The following is an 18935-nucleotide window of genomic DNA, read 5'->3' as shown; positions in this document are numbered from 1 at the left end:
CGCGCAGTGTCCAATGCAGCGCTGGTCGACCCCCACTCCGTCTCGGCTTCGCCGAGCCACCTCTCCCCCGATCGACGGGGTAGAGGAAAGGCTCCAAGCCCTCTTGCCGTCAGCTCTCGTCCAGCAGCGCTCCCTTCCTTTCCCTCCGGAGGGGGGAAAGGTGGCCGCTGCGAAGCAGCGACGGATTGGGGGAACCACGTGGCAATCAAGCCGAGGCCTGATCAGTCACGCTAGTCACAGCGCCCGACCCCGATTGCAGATGTGACTGGCGCTCACCGCTGCTCAGCGTTTTCTTCATTTCTCAAAGCGGCCCGAAACGTGTTTGTTGCGCCGCACAGACAACGGGGCCAGGAAACATGGACGTTTTGCGCATATCAGCCTTTTCGGACGGCAACACCGGGGGCAATCCGGCCGGCGTGGTGATCGGCGAGGCCTTGCCGGACGCGGCCGACATGCAGCGCGTCGCCGCCGAGGTCGGCTTCTCGGAAACCGCCTTCGCGGCGCCTGAAGGCGAAAGCTGGCGCGTGCGCTACTTTTCGCCGGAATCGGAAGTGCCGTTCTGCGGCCATGCCACCATTGCGCTCGGCGCGGCGCTGGTCAGGAAGTTTGGCAACGGGGTCTTCGCGCTGATCCTCAATCAGGCGAACATCACCGTCGAAGGTTTTTGCGACGGCGCCAACGTCGCTGCTGCCCTGCAATCGCCGCCGACGCGCAGCGGGCCGGTTTCGTCGGAACTGGCAGGCGAAGCGCTCGCCTTGTTCGGCTATGAGCCGGGCGATCTCGATCCGACCATTCCACCGGCGCTCATCCATGGCGGCGCCGATCATCTCGTGCTGGCGCTGAAGTCGCGCGGGGCGCTGGCCGCGATGGCTTATGACTTGAAGCAGGGCCAGTCCTTCATGCGGCGCGAAGGCCTGGTCACGATCCTGCTCGCCTATGCCGAGACGCCTCGCCTCTTCCACACGCGCAATCCCTTCGCTTCCGGTGGCGTCTATGAGGACCCGGCGACGGGGGCGGCGACCGCGGGCTTTGCCGGCTATCTGCGCGATCTCGGCTGGCCGCATGGCGGCGCCATCGACATCGTCCAGGGCGAGGATATGGGCATGCGCTCGCGCCTCCATGCCGATATTCCGCCGGCGCCTGGCAGCTCGATCCGGGTGTCTGGAACAGCGCGGCTAATGGACTGAGCTGAAGCAATTCCAGGAAAAGTGCGCCGCGGTTTTCCGTCCGGCATTGCGAAACCAAGAATCTTAGATCGGCCGTTTCAGGCCGAGATGGTCGCGCAGCGTGCGGCCTTCATAGTCCTTGCGGAACAGGCCGCGCCGCTGCAATTCCGGCACGACCAGCGTCGCGAAGGCGTCGAGCTCGCCCGGGAACCAGGACGGCATCACGTTGAATCCGTCGGCGGCGCCGCCTTCGAAGCGGGCTTGCAATTCGTCGGCGATCTCTCCGGCCGTGCCGACGATCCGCCAATGGCCACGCGCGCCGGCAAAGTATCGCGCCAGCTCGCGGATCGAGAGACCGTCGCGGCGCGCCTGCTCGATGACCAGCGCCTGCCGGCTCTTCATGCCTTCGCTCTCCGGCAGCTCGGGCAGCGGCCCGTCGATCGGGTAGCGCCCCAGATCGGAGATGCTGAGATAGCTGGAAAGCAGTGCCACGCCGACATCGTCGGGGATCAACTGCTGCAGTGCATCGTATTTCGCCTGCGCCTCGGCTTTCGTGGCGGCCACGATCGGCGCCACGCCGGGCATGATCTTCACATCGTCCGGCTGGCGGCCATAGGCGGCGAGCCGCCCTTTGAGATCGTCATAGAAGGCCTTGGCCTCCTCGAAAGTCTGCGCGGCCGAGAACACGACATCGGCGGTGCGCGCGGCCAGATCCTTGCCGTCGTCAGAGGCTCCGGCTTGCACCATCACCGGCGCGCCCTGCGGCGAGGGCGGTATGTCGAGCGGATCGCGCACCGAGAAGCTTTCGCCGTCATGGCCGGCAGGCTTGCGGTGCCAGAGCCCGGTGATCACCCTGGCGAACTCGCGCGCCCGCGCATACCGGTCGGCATGCGGCCGCAGCCCCGTCGCGCCGAAATTCGCCGCTTCGATCGGGCTTGCCGACGTGACGAGATTCCAGCCGGCCCTGCCGCCGCTCAGATTGTCGAGCGAGGCGAACATACGCGCCAGCCCATAGGGTTCGTTGTAGCTGGTCGATGCCGTCGAAACGAGGCCGACGCGCTCGGTCTGCGCAGCCAGCGCCGAAAGCAGGCTGATCGGCTCGAAGCCGATCGAGCGCGAGGTCTGGCTGGCAATGTTGACATTGGCCTCGCGCAGGCCGGCGGCATCCTCGCAGAACACCATGTCGAACTTCGCCGCTTCAGCCGTGCGGGCAAGTTGTATGTAGTGGTCGATGTCGATCCCGGCGGTGACATGCGCGTCCGGATGGCGCCAGGCGGCGATGTGGTGTCCGGTCGCCCACAAGAACAGGCCGAGCTTCATCTGGCGCGCGCTCATTTTGCGCCCCCAGTACCGAGGCCAAGACGGGCGCGCAACGTCGCGCCCTGCTGGCCCCGGCCGGCGAGGCCGTCGCTTTGGAGCTCCGGCAAGACACGATCGGTAAAATTCTGAAGCGCCGCGACCTCAGCCGGCAAAACAAAATTGAAGCCGTCACAGCCGCTGGAACCCAACAAGGCTCGAAGCCTGTCGACAAGCGGCTCGGATTCAATGGCGACCGTCAGAAGCACCTTCACGCCTTCCGGTTTGCGGCCGGCGGCAAGCGCCTGGCGTCTCAAGTCTGCGGTCGCAGCATTGGCGGCCTCGGCCGACTGTTCCGCGATCAGAATGACGTCGGCGCCACGGCTCGCGAAATCGCGATCGGTTTCGTTCAGACCGGACATGACCAGCACTGGCGTGTCCTGCGGCGAACGCGCGACATTGAGTGGTCCGCGCACCGCGAAGAACTCGCCCTTGTGGTCGAGCACATGCATCTTGTCAGCATCGTGGAACCGGCCGCCCGCCTTGTCGAACAGCAAGGCATCCGCGTCCCAGCCCTGCCATAATCCCTGGACGACGCCGATATATTCTTCCGCGCGACGGCGGAAATCGTCATCGGAGAACCCTTCCGGCCGGCTGAAGTTTGCCGCCCCACGCGGGTTCTGTTTCAGCGTCGCGTTCCAGCCGATACGGCCATGGCTGATGATGTCGAGCGAAGCAAAACGGCGCGCCAGATTGTAGGGCTGGTGCGCCAACGTCGAGGCGCTGGCGACGAGCCCGATCTTCTCCGTCACTGTGGCCAGCGCGGCCAGCAGCGTGGTCGCTTCGAACGGGCTGCCCGAGGGCTCATCGGCGGAGTCGGAAATGATGACCATGTCAACGCCCGCCGCTTCCGCCTGGCGGACGAACGCGCTGATCTGGCCGAGGTCCAGGATGTCGTGTCCGTTGGCGGCGATGTCGAGCGAAATGGCGAGATGCATAGTGCGGCCCTTCGGCTGCCCTGAAATCGGGCAGGCGTCTGGCCACCAACCTAGGCCCCTCTTCGCGCATGGCAACGGGATCGAGTGGGCCACCAGCCTGTCACTTGCCGGCCAGCCTTCTTCTGCGTCGAGGCAGAGGCCTTGGCCCGAATGTCATGTTGGCGGCCACTTGTTTCGGCGATTAGCCCCTGAACGCCCCTCGCGGTCGTCATTCTATGGCGGAGCGAGGAGCGAAGCGACGCGGCGCAGACCATAGAATCCTGTGTGTTGGTTCTGGTGTATGGTTCGAAGTGGGAAGGAGACCGAGTGGATCCTGGTCGTCCTTTCGGACAGGCCGTGGCATGGCCCGGTCCCTTCCCACCGGTGAACCATCAACCTGAACAGTTGCACGGGGCTGTTACAAGCAGACCTCGCACCACAGGAAGAGGCGTGGACATGATAGCCCAGAACTATGTCGGCTGCGACATCTCCAAGCAGTGGCTCGACTTTTTTGATGAGACAAGCGGCCGTCTTCGGCGCATCGACAACCAGGCCGATGCGATCGCGGCTTATGTGGCGGGTCTTGATCCCAGTCGGGACTTCGTCGTCATGGAGGCGACAGGCGTGCATGACCGGCTGCTGCGTCATGCGCTGGCCAAGGCCGGCGTGCCGTTCTCGCGGCACAACCCGGCACACACCCACCACTATTCGAAGTCGACGCGCCGGCGCGCCAAGACCGATCCTCTCGATGCCAGGATGCTGAGCGACTATGGCCGTCGCTATAACCCTGAAGCCGAGCCGGCGCCGCGCGAAGAAGTCGAGCGGCTTCAATCGCTTGCCGGCCACCGCGACCACCTGGTCGAGATGCGGGCAGCGCTGAAGAAGCACCTCGCCGAGGCCTTCGATGAGATCGTCATTGCCGATCTGGAAGAGACGATCTCCTTCCTTGACACGCGCATCAAGGCGTTCGAGAGCCAGATTGCCGAAGTCATTCGTCAAAACCAGGACACCGCTCGCGACCATGCGCTGATGGTCTCCGTGCCCGGTGTCTCCAAGGTCGGCGCGCTCTCGCTGCTGGCGCTCCTGCCCGAGCTCGGCCAGCGCTCACCCAAGGCGATCGCCGCGCTCGCCGGCCTTGCCCCGTTCGACAACAAGAGCGGCAAGCTCAACCGCAGGAGCCACATCCAGGGCGGCCGATCACGCGTGCGCCGTGCCCTCTATATGGCTGCCCTCACCGCCGTCAGAACCTGTGAACGCTTCAAGACCTTCTACACCGCACTTGCCGCCCGCTCAGGCTCCAAGAAACTGGCCATCATCGCCGTCGCAAGGAAGCTCTTGGTCGTCCTCAACGCCATCATGCGCGACAAAACCGCCTTCGCATGAACACAGTTGCCATTCCGTGACGTCGAAGCGCCGCCCGACGATGCAGAATTCTGCTCCGCTGCGCCATACGTCGAAGGTCACGGAATGAATCCTCGGGTCTGCGCTCCGCTTCGCGTCGCTCCGCCCGTGGATGACGAAGTTCGCGGGCTTCCGCCAACCGCTAGACAAGCCACCGCTACTTCCCCGCCAAAATATCCTTGATCAGCCGCTGGCAGCGCTCGGCCATGAAATCGAGCAGCAGCCGCACCTTCGGGTCCTGCAGCTTCTTGTGCGGATAGACGGCGGCAAACTGCACCGGCGTCGGCGGCGTCTGCGGCAGGATCACCTTCAGCCGGCGGTCGCGGATGAAGGGCTCGACCTCGAAACGCGGCTTGTTGATGATGCCGCGCCCCGAAAGCGCCCAGCCGGTCAGCACGTCGCCATCGTCTGTGTCGTAAGGGCCGTGCACCTCGAACTTCTGCTGGCCGCTCGGCGTCTGCAGCGTCCAGACATATTCGCGCGCGCCGGCATAGCGCAGCATCAGGCAGTCGTGCTTCCTGCCGACCAGTTCCTGCGGCTCGGCGGGCTCGCCGCGCGCTTCCAGATATTTCGGCGCCGCCACCAGCACGCGCTCGCATTCCATGATGCCGCGCATCCTGAGGCTCGAATCCTCGATGATGCCGAGGCGGAAGGCGACGTCGATGCCTTCCTTCATGATGTCGACATTGTGGTCGGAGAGCCTGAGCCGCACCTCGATATCTGGATATTTGTCGTGGAAATCCGGGATACCGGAAGCGATCAGCCGCCGTCCGAGGCCGAGCGGCGCCGTCACCCTGATCGTCCCGCGCGGCTGGCCGGACAGCGCTGCGACCGCGGCTTCCGCCTCGGTGATGGCGTCCAGCACCTGCTTGGCGCCGGTGTAGAACACCGTGCCGTGCTCGGTCGGCATCAACTGCCTTGTCGTGCGGTTGAACAGCCGGACGCCGAGGTGCTTTTCCAGCTCCTTGATGCGGTTGGAGGCGACGGCGGGAGAAATGCGCATGTCGCGCCCAGCCGCCGAAAGATTGCCGAGCTCGACGACGCGGACGAAGACGGCGATGTTGTCGAGATAGGCCATGCGTGGCTCTCAAACGGCTATGAGGGGTAAGCCTAGTATTTTCCATTTTTTTTTGAAAGTCATCGCGCACCTCGCCTCTTTTCGTTTGCGCTGCACACCGTAAAGTCGCTCTCATCGGCAGGGACGATTTCCCAGGGGCGACACAATGATGGATTTCGCGATTTTCTGGGACTGGCTGAGCTTCGCCGTCCGCTGGCTGCATGTCATCACCGGCATCGCCTGGATCGGCTCATCCTTCTATTTCGTCGCCCTCGATCTCGGGCTGCGCCAGCGTCCCGGCCTGCCCGCCGGCGCCTTCGGCGAGGAATGGCAGGTGCATGGCGGCGGCTTCTACCACATCCAGAAATACCTGGTGGCGCCGGCCGAGATGCCGGAACACCTCACCTGGTTCAAATGGGAGTCCTACGCCACCTGGCTGTCGGGCTTCGCCATGCTCTGCGTGGTCTACTATGCCGGCGCCGATCTCTTCCTGATCGATCCCAACGTGCTCAACATCTCGGCGCCGGTCGGCATTCTTCTGTCGCTGGCCACCATCGGCGTCGGCTGGATCCTCTACGACCTGCTCTGCCGCTCGCCGCTCGGCAAAAGCGATACCGGGCTGATGCTGGTGCTTTACTGCGTGCTGGTCTTCATCGCCTGGGGGCTCACCCATCTCTTCACCGGCCGCGCCGCCTTCCTGCACCTCGGCGCCATCACCGCCACGATCATGTCGGCCAACGTCTTCATGGTCATCATCCCGAACCAGAAGATCGTCGTCGCCGATCTGATCGCCGGCCGCAAGCCGGACCCGAAATACGGCAAGATCGCCAAGCAACGCTCGCTGCACAACAACTACCTGACCTTGCCGGTCCTGTTCCTGATGCTGTCGAACCACTACCCGCTGGCCTTCGGCACGCAGTTCAACTGGGTCATCGCTTCGCTGGTCTTCATCATCGGCGTGCTGATCCGGCACTATTTCAACACGGTCCATGCGCGCAAAGGCAACCCCACCTGGACATGGCTGGGTGCTGCCGTGCTGTTCATGATCATCATCTGGCTGTCGACCGTGCCGAAGGTGCTGACCGGCGAGCCGAAGACCTCGGCCGCCTCCGCCGCCTCTCAGGTCTATATCGCCTCGGCCCATTTCCCGGCCGTGCGCGACACCGTGCTTGGCCGCTGCTCCATGTGCCATACGGAAGAGCCGGTCTATGAAGGCATCTACCATGCGCCGAAGGGCGTGCTGCTCGACACCGACGAGCGCATCGCCGAGCATGCGCGCGAGATCTACATCCAGGCCGGCCGGGCGCATGCCATGCCGCCCGCCAACGTCACCCAGATCACCGACCAGGAACGGGCCCTTCTGGTCGCCTGGTTCGAAGGCGCCGGAAAGTAAGCATGACAGCGAAAATTCTGCGCGGCCGCACGCTCTCCTTCCTGCGCTGGCCCGAAACGATCGACGACCATTCCGCCTGGCGCTACGAGGAGGATGGCGCCCTGCTGATTGACAATGGCAGAATCGTCGCCGCCGGCGCCTATGCGGATGTCTCGAAGAAGGCGGATGCAGGCGTCGGGACGATCGACCATCGTCCGCATCTGATCCTGCCGGGCTTCCTCGACGCCCACGTGCATGTGCCGCAGATGCAGATCATCGCCTCCTACGGCGCCGAGTTGCTCGACTGGCTGAACAAATACACCTTTCCAGAGGAGTCGAAATTCCAGAACGCCCAGCATGGCCGCCGCATCGCGCGGCTGTTCCTCGACGAGATGCTGCGGCACGGCACGACCACGGTCGCCGCCTACTGCTCCGTGCACAAATCTTCCGCCGAAGCCTTCTTCGCCGAGTCGCATGAGCGCAACATGCTCAACATCGCCGGCAAGGTGATGATGGACCGGAACGCGCCGGATGGCGTGCTCGACACGCCGCAAACTGGTTACGACGACAGCAAGGCGCTGATTGCCGAATGGCACGGCAAGGGCCGCCAGCTCTATGCCATCACGCCGCGCTTCGCCATTACGTCTACGCCCGAGCAGATGGAGATGGCCGGCGCGCTCTGCCGCGAGCATCCCGACCTGCACATGCAGACGCATCTGTCGGAGAACCACGCCGAGATCGCCTTCACCCAGGAGCTTTACCCCTGGTCGCACGACTACACCGACGTCTATGAGCATTACGGCCTGCTCGGCAAAAAGAGCCTGTTCGGCCACTGCATCCATTTGTCGGAGCGCGAGGCGGATGCGCTGTCGCACTCGGGCTCGGTCGCGGTATTCTGCCCGACCTCCAATCTTTTCCTCGGATCCGGCCTGTTCGACTACCAGCGCTATCGTCGGCGCGAGAAGCCGCTTCGGATTGCGGCCGCCACCGATGTCGGCGGCGGCACCAATTATTCGATGCTGCGCACCATGGACGAGGGCTACAAGGTGATCGCACTGAACGGCGAGAAGCTGAACCCGTTCCAGTCCTTCTGGCAATTGACGCGCGGCAACGCCGAGGCGCTGTCGGTGGCCGACAAGGTCGGCACGCTGGAGGAAGGCACCGACGCCGACCTCGTCGTGCTCGATGCCCATGCCACGCCGGGCATGCGGCTCAGGATGGAGACGGTCGAGACGCTGGCGGAGGAACTCTTCCTGCTGCAGACGCTGGGCGACGATCGAGTTGTGCGCGAGGTCTATCTGGCGGGCCGTCCGGCGAAGAGCGCGATTGTCGCAGGGTGATCCCCTCACCCGGATTGCCGACCGAATTGCGAAGCGCAATTCGGGGCAATCCGACCTCTCCCCGAGGGGAGAGGAGTGAGCCGGCGCTGGCGCCAGTCTCTTCTCCCCTCGGGAGAAGGTGGCCGCGAAGCGGCCGGATGAGCGGGCGTCCGCGATGGGTGCTTGACCACACGGAGCTTGTCGTACAAACGACGGTGGGATTTCGGAGAAAGAGACATGGCCACCGCCGACGACATCGCTCTGATCAAGAAACAGGAAGCCACGCTGGTCTTCCCGGCCTTCGACGAGGCCGTCGCCTTCAAGATCGGTTCCGGCATCAGGGATCGGGCGCTGAAGGAAGACCTGCCGATCATCGTCGACATCAGGACCTTCGACCGGCCGCTCTTCTATGCCGCGATGCCGGGCTCCAACGCCTCCAATCCGGACTGGGCGCGGCGCAAGATCAACGTCGTGAAGCGGTATCTCAGAAGCACCTATCGCCTTGTGCTGGAGCAGCAGCGGCCCGACCGCACGTTCAAGGTCGGCGAAGCGCTCGACATCGCCGATTATGTGCTGGCCGGCGGCGGCTTTCCGGTCACCATGAAGGGCGCCGGCGTCATCGGGGTCATCGCCGTTTCGGGCCTGCCGGAGCGCGAGGACCACGGCGTCGTGGTCGATGCGATCTGCGCGCATCTCGGCGTCGATGCGAGCAAGCTCAGATTGCCGCCGGAAGACAAATGACCGATCCAAAAACCTTCCTCACCTCGATCTTCAACGCCGCCGTCGCCGCCGCCGACCCGGAAAAGACGATCCGCAATCATTTGCCGGCGAAGGCCAAGGGCCGCACCATCGTCATCGGCGCGGGAAAAGGCTCGGCGCAGATGGCGGCGGCCTTCGAGAAGGTCTGGGACGGTCCGGTCGACGGCCTGGTCGTCACGCGCTACGGCTATGGCGCCAGATGCGAGCGCATCGAGATCATCGAGGCGGCGCATCCGGTGCCGGACGCCGCCGGCCTCGAAGCCTCGCGCCGGCTGCTGGAGAAGATGCGGGGCCTGACTTCGGACGACCTGGTGGTGGCGCTGATCTCCGGCGGCGGCTCGGCCCTGCTGCCGTCTCCCGCTCCCGGCCTGACGCTTGCTGACGAGATTGCCGTCAACGAGGCGCTGCTTGCCTCCGGCGCGCCGATCGCGGCGATGAACACCATCCGCAAGCATGTCTCGACCATCAAGGGCGGACGCCTGGCCGCAGCCGCGCATCCGGCGCGGGTCGTGTCGCTGGTCGTCTCCGACATCCCCGGCGACAATCCGGCGCTGGTTGCCTCTGGACCGACGGTTCCCGATACCGGCAGCCGTCAGGATGCTCTGGCCTCTATCGCCGCTTATGGCATGAAGCTTCCGGCCTCGGTCATGGCGCATATCAATTCGCCCGACGCCGATGCCCCGCGTCCCGACGATCCGCGCTTTGCCGGCAATGAAGTGCATCTGACCGCCTCGGCTGGGGTCTCGCTGGAAGCTGCCGCCGCCGAGGCCAAGCGGCAAGGCATTGTGGCCGTCATCCTGTCGGATGCGATCGAGGGCGAGGCCCGCGAGGTCGGCGGCGTCCACGCCGCGATCGCCCGCGAGGTAGCCACCCGCAACCGGCCTTTCGCCAAGCCCGTGCTGATCCTGTCCGGCGGCGAGACGACCGTGACGCTGCGGGCCAAGGGCAAAGGCGGCCGCAACTCGGAATTCCTCCTCGCTTTCGCCATCGGCATCGATGGCGTCGATGGCATTCATGCCATTGCTGCCGACACCGACGGCATAGATGGTTCGGAGAACAATGCCGGCGCCTTTGCTGACGGCTCGACCGTGGCGCGCATGCGTGCGGCAGGCGTCGATGCCAAGGCAATGCTCGCCGGCAACAACGCCTGGACGGCCTTCAATGCAGTCGGCGACCTTTTCGTGCCGGGGCCGACCGGCACGAATGTGAATGATCTGAGGGCGATCCTGGTTAGGTAGCGCGGAACTCCACAGAGGTCGTCATTCTAGGGCGGAGCAAGGAGCGAAGCGACGCGCGCAGACCCTAGAATCCATTCCGTGACCTTGGCCGAAAAGTGCAGCGGAGCAGAATTCTGGACCGTTGCGGCGCGTTCAAGTCATGGCATGATCCTCGGGTCTGCGCTGCGTCGCTTCGCTCCTTGCTCCGCCCGTGGATGACGAAGTGATGAGGTTTCGGCTAATCTCAAAGGTCCCCGACCGTGCGACAGTATCCGCGTGCGAACTCCCCCTAAATCGATCAAGCGTCCATCAGCTGCTTGACCTTCCGCATATCCTGCAAAAACCGCTCCCGCTCGGCCTCTTTGTCCTCCTGCTCCCGGATGCGCAGGATGAAGGAGGGGTGGATGGTGAGGAACACGCGCAAGCCGTCCTCGCGCTCGACCACGTCGCCGCGCATCTTGGTGATCGGCACCGCCTTGCCGAGCAGCGATTGCGCCGCCGTCGCGCCGAGCGCCACAACGAGGTTGGGCTTGACCAGGTCAAGCTCCTTGTCCAGCCACCAGCGGCAGGCCTGGATCTCACCGGCATTGGGCTTCGAGTGGATGCGCCTTTTGCCGCGCGGCTCGAATTTGAAGTGTTTCACCGCATTGGTCACATAGACCTTGCGGCGATCGATCGCGGCGTCGTCCAGGATGCTGTCGAAAACCTTGCCCGCCGGCCCGACGAACGGCTTGCCGGCCAGATCCTCCTGGTCGCCGGGCTGCTCGCCGACGAAGATCACGTCGGCATTTTGTGGCCCTTGGCCAAAGACGGTCTGCGTCGCGTCGCGCCACAACGGGCAGCGGCGGCAGCCTTTCGCCTCCTCGCGCAGCTCCGGAATATCGTCGGCCTCAGGCGCCGCCACATCGGACGGCTCGGGCGTGGGCCAGTGCTTGGCCTTCACCTTGGCATGATGCGGTGCTGGGCTGGTTGGCATCCGGGCGATCATGTCTGACGCGGCTTTGTCCGCTCCTGCTATCAAATCTGGAATGAGCGAGGCCTCGGGAAGGTTCCGCCAATATTTCTTCGGCATCTCCTTCTGCATCGCCTTCACCTTGAGGCGGGCCGGGTTGAAGATGTTCTCGAAATAGGTCCGCCACAACGCCTCGGCATCGTCTTCCGCCGGCGTGTCGCGCTTGGCCGCACCCGGCCCCATCGCCAGCCTCTCGCCGTCCCAGTCGGCCGAGGCATGCGCGGTCAGGATCGTCCAGCGCATGCCAGTGAAACGACGCACGAAGAAATCGGCATTGCGCTCGACGATGTAATGGTCGGGCTCGAACCACGCGACATAGCGCTCGTCCGCGCCTTCGCCGATCTTCCGGAAACGCACGAAGGCGCGCATCTTGTGGATGTCGCGGTGCACGGCCTTCTCCATCGCCTCCAGCCGCCGGATGTCGGGATCGGTCGCGATCGAAAGCAGCTTCGGCTCCGAACGCAACCGCCAGAGCAGCCGGTAGAGAAAGCCGAAGCGCTCGGGGTCGCAATGGCAGATCACCGTCTCGGCGCGCTCGATGAAGTCGCGCGGTACGACCAGTCGCGCATCGGCTTGCGCGGCCGGCAATTCGCTGGCGCCATCTTCGCGATCCGGCTCGACCTGCCACGCGACATCTTCCGGCGGAATGTCGTTCGTCGCCAGCCGCCGCGCCGCGTCGCGCCAGCCGGCGAAATCGGTCTGGCTTTCGAGCCGGACGAGATGTGATGCGAGGTCGAGTTGAGTTTTGGCCATGGTCAGAACAGCGAAAGCTGCTCGCAGGAGCGGGTGATCGCCTGGCGCAAGCCGGCCTTGTCGGTCAGCGCGCCCGGCGACCAGCCTTCCGCGACGATGAAGGGCCGCACCTTGGCGACCGAATGGCAGAGCCGGCCGATATCCTCGAGCCGCAGCCGGCGATGGCGGCGTGTCTCGATGATCCGGTCGATGACCTTGGTGCCGAGCCCGGGAACGCGCAGCAGCGCCTCTCGCTCGGCGCGGTTGACGTCGACCGGGAATCGGCCCCGATTGCGCAGCGCCCAGGCGAGCTTGGGATCGATGGCAAGGTCGAGCATCCCGTCATTGCTGCCGGCCAGGATTTCCGGCTGCGAGAAACCGTAGAAACGCATCAGCCAGTCCGCTTGGTAGAGCCGGTGCTCGCGCATCAGCAGCGGCTTCTGCAAGGGCAGCGATGACGAGGAATCCGGGATCGGGCTGAACGCGGAGTAGTAGACGCGGCGCAGGTGATAGCTGCCATAGAGCCGGGCGCTGGCGCGCAATATGCCGTCGTCGGAGGTCTTGTCGGCGCCGACGATCATCTGCGTCGACTGGCCACCCGGCGCGAAACGCTCGCGCCTGCGGCTCTGCAAAGTGGGTTCGGCCTTCTCCTCGATCTTGCGGCGCAGCTTGGCCATCGAAAGCCGGATCGTCTCTGGCTTCTTTTCCGGCGCCAGTTTCTTGACGCCCTCGTCGGTCGGCAGCTCGACATTGATCGACAGGCGGTCGGCATAAAGCCCTGCCTTCTCGATCAGTTCGGCAGACGCTTCGGGGATGGTCTTGAGGTGTATGTAGCCGCCGAACTTTTCCTCGATCCTGAGTCTGCGCGCCACCTCGACCATCTCCCCCATCGTCTCGTCCGGCGAGCGAATGACGCCAGAGGACAGGAACAGCCCCTCGATGTAGTTGCGGCGATAGAAATCCATGGTGAGCTTCACCACCTCCTCGACGCTGAAGCGGGCGCGCGGCACATTCGAGGACGAGCGGTTGATGCAATAGCTGCAGTCGTAGATGCAGAAATTGGTGAGCAGGATTTTCAGGAGCGAGATGCAGCGCCCGTCCGGCGCGTAGGAATGGCAGATGCCGGACCCTTCGGTCGAGCCGATGCCGCCCGATCTCAGCGAGTCGCGTTTTGCCGACCCGGACGACGCGCAGGAAGCGTCGTATTTGGCGGCGTCGGACAGGATCGCCAGTTTCTCGCGGACGGAAAGCACAGCCATTCGTTCACGATATGTTCCAGAAATGCAATTGGCTATAACTTTTGATTGTCCGCGCCAAAACGTGATCGCCGCGCGCGTGTCGGCCCGCCTACACCTCGTGCAGATAAAGGTGATAGTCCAATTCGCTGACCGTGCGCGCGACGCGCAGATATTCGGCCTGCTTGATCGCCACGAAGGTCCGGTGCAGGTCTGGGCCCAGAGCCGATTTCAGGAAATCGGAGCCCCTGGCCGCCTCGATCGCGGCGCGCCAGTCGGCCGGCATGGTCGATCTCTCGCTCGCCTGCTCGTAACCGTTCCCGGTGGTCTCTGGCCCCGGATCCAGCCCTTCGTCGAGCCCTTTGACGATGCCGGCCAGCACCGTCGCCGCCACCAGATAGGGGTTGGCGTCGACGCCCGACGGCCTGTGCTCGATGCGGCGGTTCCTGGCGTCGCCCGCCGGCACGCGCAGCGCCACCGAGCGGTTGTTGACGCCCCATGTCGGCGCCACCGGCGCATAGGATTGCGAGACGAAGCGCCGCCATGAATTGGCGTGCGGCGCAAACACCAGCATCGATTCCGCCATGGTGTGGATCAGGCCGCCAAGTGCGTTGAGCAGCTTCGGTGACCATTTCTCGCCGGTGGCCTCGGTGAAGACGTTGCGGCCGGCATCGTCCTGCAGCGAGACGTGGAAATGCATGCCCGAACCCGCATAGGCCTCGATGGGCTTGGCCATGAAGCAGGCGGTGACGCCGTGCCGCCGCGCCTGCGCCCTGACAAGCCGCTTCAGCATGACGAGATCGTCGGCTGCTCGCATCACATCCTTGCGGTAGTTGAGCGTCAGCTCGTACTGGCCGGGCGCGTATTCGGAAATGACCGTCTCGGCCGGAATGCCTTGCGCCTTGGCCGCGGCGTAGATGTCGGAAAACAGTGGCTCCATGCCATGCAGATGGTCGACGGAATAGACTTCCGTCTTCGCCGAACGGCGGCCGTCGAGCACCGCGCGGGCAGGCTGCACCTTGCCGTCCGCGTCGCGCTCGTTGGACAGCAGGAAAAACTCCAGCTCGAAAGCGCCGGCCGGATGCAGGCCGCGCGCGGCGAGCAATTCGACCTGCCTTGCCAGCACCAGGCGCGGGTCGGAGGTCATCGGTTGGCCGTCGAGATGGTACATCGACATCAGCACCTGGCCGCGGGCCGGGCTGGTGCCGTAGAGCGGCACCAGCGTCCCCGGGATGGGCCATGCCCTGAGGTCGCCGTCGCCGGTGTCCCACACCAGTCCGGTCTCGTGCACATCCTCGCCGGTGATGTCGAGGCCGAGGATCGAGATCGGCAGGTGCCTTCCATTCTCGAAAATGCCCAACAGCTCATGCCGGCGCACGATCTTGCCGCGACCGATGCCGTTGGCGTCGGTGAGCACGATGTCGAACGCCTCGATCTCGGGATGCGCGTCGAGAAAGGCCTTCGCCTCGGCGGGCGTCGAGCCGGAAGGCGATGTTGTTACGGCGTTCGGATTGTCCATGGCCGCTTTTCTCACGCCGTAAGCCGGGCCGCAACCGCGGCGAAGGCGGCTATCAACCGGCTCACCTGCGCGGAAGTTGTCACCGGCGAGATCAGCATCATGTTGTGGAACGGGGCGATCAGCACGCCGCGATTGACCAGCGCGACATGGATGGCGGCTTCGAGCTCCGGCGCATGCGCCTTCTCGGCCTCGCCGCCATTGTGAAGCGGTCCCGGCGCGCAGATGAATTCGACGCGCGCGCCGACCCGCGCGACATGCCAGGGCAGCTTGTTTCGCTGGATGACGGCGGTCAGCCCCGCATCGAGCCGGCGCGCCAGCCGGTCCATATGCGCATAGGCCTCCTCCGTCATGACCTCTTCCAGCGTCGCGCGCATCGCCGCGAATTGCAGCGGGTTGGCCGACAGCGTCGTGCCCATGCCGGAATAACCGGGCTCCTTGGTACGGTTATAGGCGCCGTAGCGCGTAGCGACCTCCTCGCTCATCCCCCAGATGCTCGCCGGCACGCCGCCGGCCACCGGCTTGCCGAGCACGAACAGGTCCGGCTCCAGCCCGTACTTGCGCGTATAGCCGCCCGGGCCGGTGGAGATCGTGTGCGTCTCGTCGATCAAAAGCAGCGTGCCGGCCGCGCGGGTCAGCCGCCGCAGCGCGTCATGGAAGCCGGCATCCGGCAGCACCATGCAGGAATTGGTCAGCACCGGCTCGGTGATGACGCAGGCGACGTCGCGGTCAGCAAGCGCGGCCTCCAAGGCAGGGACGTCGTTGAATTCGACGATCTTGGTCGCCCGCGTCAGGTCGCGGAACTCGCCGGCCAACCCCGGCCGGTTCACCGGCTTGCCTTCGATCAGCCGCACCATCGTCTCATCGACCGAGCCGTGATAGCAGCCGTTGAAGACCAGGATCTTCTCGCGCCCGGTCACGGCGCGGGCGACGCGCAGCGCGAAGCGGTTGGCGTCGGTGGCGGTGGTGGCGATCTGCCAGTAGGGCAGGCCGAAGCGCTGCTGGAGGAGCGGGCCGATCGCCAGCGCGTCCTCGCTGGGCAGCATGTAGGTTAGGCCCCGGGCTGCCTGCCGGCGGATCGCGCGGGCGACCGCCGGCGGCGAATGGCCGAGCATCGAGCCGGTGTCGCCAAGGCAGAAATCGTCGAGCCTGTTGCCGTCGATATCGGTGATGGTGGCACCCTTGGCGCCGTCGACCAGGATCGGGAACGGCGTCGGCCAGTCGGTCATCCAGTGCATCGGCACGCCGCCGAGGAAGCCGGCAATGCCGTTGCCGAGCTTCGCCTCGGATTTCGGCCGCGCCTTGCGGAAGGCGGCCGCCTCCGCCTCGCGCATCTCGGCGATGCGGGCGATTTCGATGCCGCCGATGGAAGTCCGGTCGATTGAATGCATGAGTCCCCCTCGGGCAGTAGGGCAGTAGGGCAGTAGGGCAGTAGGGGTTGGCCCTCAAGCGCTGGTTCCCCTACTCCCATATTGCCCTACTGCCTTACTCCCTTATCCTGTGATATCGATCACGCCGCAATCGCCGGCAGCACTTCCGAAGACGATGCGGCGCTCTTCCTTGTCCCACATCATCGCCGTGATGGCGCCCTTGCCGGGGCGGCGCAGCAGCACCTCCTTGGCGTCGGCGAAGCGCGCCGCGATCACCATGCCGTCCTCATAGCCGATGGCCACGACGTCCTGGCTCGGATGGCAGGCGACGCAGGTCACCATCGTGTTGCCGCGCGTGCCGAGTTCCAGCGGCGCCTTGCCCATCGGCCCGTCCTTGGCTTGAAACGGCCAGACGATCGCCGCCGGCGCGCCGGAGCTCGCCAGCCATTTGCCCTTGACGCTCCACGACAGGCTCTTCACCTTGCCGGGATAGCCTGACATGCGCATGTGCTTGCCGTCGGCGAGCTTCCAGCCATGCAGCGCGTTTTCCTGCATGGTGGTGATGAGGAAGGCGCCGTCCGGTGAAAAGGTGATGCCGGTATGGGCGCCGGCCCATTCGAGCTCCACCGGCTTGCCCTCAGCCGCTGGAAAATGCAGCGTCGCGCCGTTGTAACGGGCGACGGCAAAACGCATGCCCTTGGGCGAGAAGGCTAGTCCTTCCACCGAGCGCGGGTGGGTGAATTCCTTGATCTTGCCGTCGGCGAAACGCACGAAAGCGGTCTTGCCGGAAGCATAGGCGATCGCTCCCTGCGGACCTGCGGCGACGCTGGTGATCCATTTTTTTCCAGCGCTTGCGAGTTCGCTCACCTCGCCGCCGGCCTTCACGGCAAACACCTTGCCATCCTCGCCGCCGGTGATCAGCCGGTCGTTGGCCGCATCATGAAAGGCGGCAAGCAGGCCGTCATTGGCCTGCACCGTCTTCTGCCCATTGTCCAACCGATGGATCGCGCCGTCGGCCAGCGCAAAATGCGGCACGTCGTTGAGGAAGACGGCGGCGACGCAATGGCCTTCAAGATCAAGCGGGGCGACTGTGGGCATAGGGGCGGTCCAATCGAGATTGCTGCCATTCCCATAAGGGGTCGAGCCGCAGGTCTCAACCCATGCTTGGAATCGCTATAAGGAGGGGGCGCCGGCGTTGAGGTTCTCCCTTCTCCCCCTGTGGGAGAAGCGCAACCATTAGCTTAGGCGGCGTGGTTTGCGGGTGGAGCTTTGCTCCACGGAGTGCCGCGTTCGACGACGGCGTTGGCGAAGATGAGGAGCTTTCTGACACAGGCGATGATGGCTTTCCTGTGGGCCTTGCCGTTGTTCGTAAGGCGGCCGTAGAGAGCGACCAGGGCGGTGTTCCAGCGCTGGGAAGCGGGCAATGCAGCATTGAAGAGCGCTCGGCGGACACGACTGCGACCGCCGGCGATATGGCGCTCGCCGGTACGTTCGCCCGAGTCGTCGTCGTAAGGAGCGACGCCAACCAAGGCAGAGATTTGCTCACGACTGACCTTGCCGAGTTCGGGCAAGAGGATGACGAGGGTGAGCGCGGTGCGTATGCCGATGCCATCAACGCTGGCGATCAGCTCGAGCCGCCGAGCGAGATCATCGTGTTTGCACACGACGACCTGCAGGAGCAGCAGTTCGGCCTCGCGGCGCCGCTGCAGACGCTGAACGTCACGCTTGAGTTGGTTGAGAATCCGCTTGGTGGTGAAGTGCTCGCGCCGCGTCTTGAGGTGAGCGATATCGTACTCCAGTTGCTCGATGAAGAGCAGATGCTCAGCGAACGCGGCCAGCCTGGTGTCTGGCGGTTCATGCAGGTCGCCGAGATTGGCAGCGCACTCGGCGATGAGGGCGGCGTCGATACGATCGTTCTTGGCACGACGCAGCTTGTAGATGGCAAAGGCATGCACTTGACGCGGCTGCAGGAGAGCGACCTCGAAGCCCTGCTCGCGCAAATATTCCACGACGGCTCGTTCGTAACCCCCGGAGGCTTCGATGCCGATGCGTTTGATCTTACGCGCGCTCAGCCAAGCAACCAACTCTTGATGTCCGTCTCTGGCATTGGCTACGCGCAACCTGTCGCTCGTCGGATAGGTTGCGACATCAAGCGACTTCTTGCTGGTGTCGATTCCGGCGGTTCTTGTGCTAGTCTCATTCATCTTCGTCGTTCCCTGCCTTGCATACGAACCAGGTTGTTCCAGCAACCATCCGGGCCACGATGAAGAGCCGATCGCGATCTTGCTTCTCCTTAACCCCACGGGTTCGGGTGGCTGGCGATCCGACGATCGGCGCCAACGGCCGGGTGGCCACCCGGCCGTTGGCGTCCCTTACGGGACGACCACTTCATACAACATCGCTTATGCAAGGTGGCCTCGCGAAGCGAGGTCGGATGAGGGGTGCTCCAGGGAAAGCCGACGTCTCACTCCGCTGGAACACCCCTCATCCGTCTCGGCGCTGCGCG

The 18935-nt window shown here is 64.7% G+C and carries 15 protein-coding genes; 6 read left to right on the top strand and 9 right to left on the bottom strand.

Annotation, left to right across the window (positions count from 1 at the left end; genetic code table 11):
• Nucleotides 1-356 precede the first annotated feature (356 nt).
• Nucleotides 357-1187, top strand: coding sequence for a PhzF family phenazine biosynthesis protein (locus tag EJ069_RS22305; RefSeq protein ID WP_126063143.1), 831 nt, complete (start codon nt 357-359; stop codon nt 1185-1187).
• A 63-nt stretch (nt 1188-1250) separates the two neighbouring features.
• Here EJ069_RS22305 and EJ069_RS22300 read toward each other — a convergent pair whose 3' ends face one another.
• Nucleotides 1251-2501 carry an LLM class flavin-dependent oxidoreductase gene (locus EJ069_RS22300; RefSeq protein ID WP_126063142.1) on the bottom strand — a complete coding sequence of 417 codons (1251 nt, stop codon included), beginning with the start codon at nt 2499-2501 and terminating at the stop codon, nt 1251-1253.
• Nucleotides 2498-3460: an LLM class flavin-dependent oxidoreductase gene (locus tag EJ069_RS22295; RefSeq protein WP_126063141.1), complete on the bottom strand. Its 963-nt coding sequence runs from the start codon at nt 3458-3460 to the stop codon at nt 2498-2500. Before EJ069_RS22295 ends, EJ069_RS22300 begins: the two co-directional genes overlap by 4 nt.
• A 435-nt stretch (nt 3461-3895) precedes the next feature.
• On the opposite strand from EJ069_RS22295, the gene EJ069_RS22290 reads away from it, so the two are divergent.
• Nucleotides 3896-4822, top strand: coding sequence for a transposase (locus EJ069_RS22290; RefSeq protein WP_126063140.1), 927 nt, complete (start codon nt 3896-3898; stop codon nt 4820-4822).
• A gap of 175 nt (nt 4823-4997) precedes the next feature.
• On the opposite strand, the gene EJ069_RS22285 is transcribed toward EJ069_RS22290, so the two are convergent.
• The gene (locus EJ069_RS22285; protein ID WP_126063139.1) at nt 4998-5918 is read right to left on the bottom strand and encodes a LysR family transcriptional regulator; all 921 of its coding nucleotides are present in this window, start codon (nt 5916-5918) and stop codon (nt 4998-5000) included.
• A gap of 145 nt (nt 5919-6063) precedes the next feature.
• Here EJ069_RS22285 and EJ069_RS22280 point away from each other — a divergent pair, with 145 nt between their 5' ends.
• The 4 genes from EJ069_RS22280 to EJ069_RS22265 all read left to right on the top strand — a co-directional run bounded on the left by EJ069_RS22280 (nt 6064) and on the right by EJ069_RS22265 (nt 10585).
• Entirely contained in the window at nt 6064-7290 is a 1227-nt protein-coding gene (locus EJ069_RS22280) for a urate hydroxylase PuuD (RefSeq protein ID WP_126063138.1), read from the top strand.
• A gap of 2 nt (nt 7291-7292) precedes the next feature.
• Nucleotides 7293-8609 (top strand): guanine deaminase, encoded by a 1317-nt coding sequence (gene guaD / locus EJ069_RS22275; protein ID WP_126063137.1) that lies wholly within the window; start codon nt 7293-7295, stop codon nt 8607-8609.
• Nucleotides 8610-8825: 216 nt separating this feature from the next.
• Nucleotides 8826-9329: a heme-degrading domain-containing protein gene (locus tag EJ069_RS22270; protein ID WP_126063136.1), complete on the top strand. Its 504-nt coding sequence runs from the start codon at nt 8826-8828 to the stop codon at nt 9327-9329.
• Complete coding sequence (locus tag EJ069_RS22265; protein WP_126063135.1) at nt 9326-10585, top strand: glycerate kinase; 1260 nt, start codon at nt 9326-9328, stop codon at nt 10583-10585. The genes EJ069_RS22270 and EJ069_RS22265 overlap by 4 nt, the downstream gene beginning before the upstream one ends.
• Nucleotides 10586-10862: 277 nt before the next feature.
• Here EJ069_RS22265 and EJ069_RS22260 read toward each other — a convergent pair whose 3' ends face one another.
• The 6 genes from EJ069_RS22260 to EJ069_RS22235 all read right to left on the bottom strand — a co-directional run bounded on the left by EJ069_RS22260 (nt 10863) and on the right by EJ069_RS22235 (nt 18633).
• Complete coding sequence (locus EJ069_RS22260) at nt 10863-12329, bottom strand: UdgX family uracil-DNA binding protein (RefSeq protein ID WP_126063134.1); 1467 nt, start codon at nt 12327-12329, stop codon at nt 10863-10865.
• 2 nt (nt 12330-12331) lie between these two features.
• Nucleotides 12332-13567, bottom strand: a complete 1236-nt coding sequence (locus EJ069_RS22255; RefSeq protein WP_126063133.1) for a putative DNA modification/repair radical SAM protein — start codon at nt 13565-13567, stop codon at nt 12332-12334.
• Between the two features lie 88 nt (nt 13568-13655).
• A complete protein-coding gene (locus EJ069_RS22250; protein WP_126063132.1) occupies nt 13656-15062 on the bottom strand; it encodes a glutamine synthetase family protein in 1407 nt (468 codons plus the stop codon).
• A gap of 11 nt (nt 15063-15073) precedes the next feature.
• On the bottom strand, nt 15074-16450 hold the full coding sequence (locus EJ069_RS22245; protein ID WP_126063131.1) for an aspartate aminotransferase family protein: 1377 nt from the start codon (nt 16448-16450) through the stop codon (nt 15074-15076).
• Between the two features lie 102 nt (nt 16451-16552).
• Nucleotides 16553-17527 (bottom strand): WD40 repeat domain-containing protein, encoded by a 975-nt coding sequence (locus tag EJ069_RS22240; protein WP_126063130.1) that lies wholly within the window; start codon nt 17525-17527, stop codon nt 16553-16555.
• 143 nt (nt 17528-17670) lie between these two features.
• Complete coding sequence (locus EJ069_RS22235) at nt 17671-18633, bottom strand: IS110 family transposase (RefSeq protein ID WP_126060767.1); 963 nt, start codon at nt 18631-18633, stop codon at nt 17671-17673.
• Between the last annotated feature and the right edge of the window lie 302 nt (nt 18634-18935).

The sequence above is a fragment of the Mesorhizobium sp. M2A.F.Ca.ET.043.05.1.1 genome (assembly GCF_003952445.1).
Classification (GTDB): Bacteria; Pseudomonadota; Alphaproteobacteria; order Rhizobiales; family Rhizobiaceae; genus Mesorhizobium.
This window is presented reverse-complemented; position numbering and strand designations above follow the sequence as displayed.